The organism is Mesorhizobium sp. M7A.F.Ca.CA.002.05.1.1 (assembly GCF_003998335.1).
Classification (GTDB): Bacteria; Pseudomonadota; Alphaproteobacteria; order Rhizobiales; family Rhizobiaceae; genus Mesorhizobium.
The window spans coordinates 1-3333 of sequence record NZ_RZQI01000671.1 but is presented as its reverse complement, the minus strand read 5'-3'; the positions used below and the strand labels follow the sequence as shown (position 1 = coordinate 3333).

3 protein-coding genes are annotated in these 3333 nt (G+C 62.5%); 1 reads left to right on the top strand and 2 read right to left on the bottom strand.

All coding sequences use genetic code 11. The features are described 5' to 3' along the window. Positions 1–529, bottom strand: a 529-nt coding sequence (locus tag EN939_RS26340) for an NAD(P)H-binding protein (RefSeq protein WP_164751229.1), incomplete at its 3' end; no start/stop codon positions are given. A 32-nt stretch (positions 530–561) separates the two neighbouring features. Next, positions 562–1845: a serine hydrolase domain-containing protein gene (locus EN939_RS26335; RefSeq protein WP_127269703.1), complete on the bottom strand. Its 1284-nt coding sequence runs from the start codon at positions 1843–1845 to the stop codon at positions 562–564. Positions 1846–2033: 188 nt separating this feature from the next. Here EN939_RS26335 and EN939_RS26330 point away from each other — a divergent pair, with 188 nt between their 5' ends. Then, entirely contained in the window at positions 2034–2933 is a 900-nt protein-coding gene (locus EN939_RS26330; protein WP_127269705.1) for a LysR family transcriptional regulator, read from the top strand. Positions 2934–3333: the final 400 nt, after the last annotated feature.

The window sequence follows — 3333 nt, the reverse complement described above, 5'->3', positions numbered from 1 at the left end:
TCGCCACCATGGCGAAGGTCTTGTCAGCCGGCTGGAGGAAGCTGTGCAGCACGCCTTCGTCGCGGGCCGGCGCGACGTCCCAGGCCGCATTTTCCATGAACCAGCCGGGCCGCAGGAAGGTGACGGGAAAATCGAGCTCGCCGAGGGCTTCTTCCAGCATCGCCCGTTGGCTCAACAGATTGTCCACTTCCCCGTCGGCGCCGATGGTGGAGAGGCAGACGACCCTTTCCGGGCGCGCAGCAAGGAGAGCGGTCGTCAGCACCTCATTCTGCTTGGCCGCTTCCGGATAGCCGGGCGCAGGGTCGAATTCCGACGGCGGCAGAATGAAAACGCCAGTGGCGCCCTTGAAGGCGGCAGCAAGCTGGGCGGCGGCGCCCATCTCGGCGAAGGCGATTTCACACCCGCGCTTGCGCCAGATTTCCGCCTTGGCGGGATCGCGCAGCACCGCACGGACCGGTTCTCCGGCTTCGATCAGGGCTTTCGCCAGCGCGCCGCCGACCTTGCCAGTTATTCCTGTAATCGCATACATGATATGTCTCCTTGTGTTGAAATCGGGATGGATCAGGCGAGGCCGTCGTAGAGGCCGCGCTCGAATGTGCCGTAGAGCTTCACGACCTTTTGGTCGTAGAAGGGCAGGAGCTGGGTGAAGATGGCGCCGGTCACCTTCCTGACCGGGTCGAGCCAGAAATAGCAGTTGAGCAGGCCGGCCCAGGAAATGCTGCCTGCCGACCGACCGTTCGGACCGGGCAGCGTGTTGATGTCGAACGAATATCCCCACTTGTGGGGCTCGTCGGGAAACTGGTCGAAGCTCTGCGAATAGGCAGGCTGGGCAGTCCTCATGGCATGGACGTCGAGGTCGCCGATCTGGTTGCGCATCATCGACGCGACCGTTTCCGGCTTCAGCACCCGTACGCCTTTATGAGTGCCTCCGTTCAGCAGCATCCGCAGGAAGGCCATGTAGTCGCGCGGCGTACTGAAGCCGCCGCCGCCGCCCATGAAGAATTCCGGCCGCTGGGGCATTTCGAAGGGCGCGGGCGTCAGGCCGCCGTCTTCGCGACGGTTGTGGAAGGTGGCGACCCTGGCCTTCTGCTTGCTTCCGATCAGGAAGCCTGAATCGGTCATGCCGAGCGGGGCGAAGATGTTCTCGCGGAAATAGACTTCCAGAGACTGGTCGCTGACCGCCTCAACCAGCTTTCCGACCCAGTCCATGCTAATGCCGTATTGCCAGCGTTCGCCGGGATCGAATTCGAGCGGTGCCAGAAAGGCGCCGTTCTTGCACGTGGCGATGTCCGGCATGCCGGTGACGTTCTCGTAGCGGGTTAGTGCATCGCTCCAGATCGAATAGGTATAGCCGGAGGTGTGTGTGAGCAGGTGACGCACCTTGATGGCCAGCTTGGCCGGGCGCAGGCGCGGCTGGCCGTGGCCGTCGAAGCCCTCCAGCACCATCGGATTGGCGAGTTCCGGCAGATATTTCGCCGCATCGTCCTCGGGATTGATCCTGCCCTGCTCGATTAGCTGCATGCAGGCCGTGGCGGTGAAGGCCTTCGTCATGGACAACAGCCAAAATACCGTATCAGCGCGCATCGTTGCTCCGGTGGCCGTACTGGCCTTTCCGAAGGTTCCTTCGTAGATCATGCTGTCTGGTCCTGCCGCGGTGGCAACGACGCCGGCGACGATCCCGTCGCGCACCGCCTGTTCCATGGCCATGTTGATGGACTTGAAGTTGCCGGACCGCGCTTGCCGGTTGGCCGCCAGTGCGTGAACCGGCGTGTTCACCGCGGCGGCGCCCGCCGCCAGCAAAAGGCCGCCACGCGCCAACAGGCTTCTGCGTGAGATCGCATTCATGGATGAATTCCTTCTCGCAAGGTCGGAGACTTCCGCGGTCCGGTGTGCCGCCGGCGCCGTCCCGGCGCTCAAAAATCATCTATGGGAAGCGACGCGATGATTCACGCGCAATAAGATCAAAGATAAGATGACTCAAAATCATCATGATGGGCTATTAACGATCATCGACCTTGCAACGGAGTTAGGGCATGAGTTTCGACACGCGGCTGCTGACCGGGGTCGGTGTTTTCGGGGCGGTGATGGAAGCGGGCAATTTCGTGCGGGCCGCGGATGTTCTCGGTCTCACGCCATCGGGGGTCAGCCGTGCGGTGGCGAGGCTCGAACAACGTGTCGGTGTCAGGTTGTTCGACCGCAATCCGCGCGAGGTCGCGCTGACGGAGGAGGGCGCGCGCTTCCATGCCCGGATAATGCCGCTGCTGGCCGGACTGGAGGAGGCGGCCTCCGAAGCCGCCGGTTCGGCGGCATTCGTGGGCGGGCGGCTCAGGGTATCGATCGATCCCTGGTTCGCGCGAATGGTGCTGGCGCCGAGGATCGGTGAATTCCTGGCACGCTACCCCGCACTGTCGCTCGATCTGACCACCAGCAACTATCGCGAAGAGTTGATGAGCGGCGCGGATGTCGCCGTGCGCTTCGGTCCGCCGGACGAATCCTCGCTGATCGCGCGCAAACTGCTGGACGTCCCGGTGCTTACCTGTGCCGCCCCAAGCTATCTCGACCGTCACGGCATTCCAGCCACGCCCCACGACCTGATGCACCACGATTGCATCCTATTCCGCGACCCGCAGACCGGGCGGCCGTTCACCTGGGAATTCCGAGGGGATAACGGGGCCATCGAGATCAAGGCGTCGGGGCGGTTGGTCTTGGACGATCCCTCCGCCGCCGTCGCGGCCGGTCTCGCGGGGCAAGGCATATTCCAGAGCCTTGCCATCGGCCTGGACGAGTGGCTTGAGAGCGGGGCGCTCGCGACGATCCTGGCGGAATGGTCAGACGAGCAGTTTCCGCTTTACGCCTATCATCCGTCACGCCACATGCCGCCTGCAAAAGTGCGCGCTTTTCTGGATTTTGTTCAACGGATCGCGGCGGAGTAGCGCGGGGCATTCTTGCCGCACGGCCCTAGCTGCCGCCGGAAAAAATGCTTGCTGCCTCGCATGATGGTGTTCCATATCGGTCATATGAGCCGACGGGGAGCCGGTCACCATCGGTCGAGCGGCCGAAATGCAATCGACGCCTCAGCCGCTGGATATCATCGCCTGGTCGGGCCGCTTGAAATTCGGAATTGGCTCTTATCTGCTTTTTCGTGATGACTTGCCAAAATCTTTAGCCGACAGACCACATGCCAACGGAAGTCCAAAGTCTCCCGTACCCAGCCACGTCAGCCTTTGGTCCTGATCTCATCTGACGCCAGGATGTCTGTGATTCACCGGATGCCCGGCGCGCCTTACCGCGTAAGTCTGCCTTCTTGGCCTCGCTTTCCAGAACCTGCCAGTC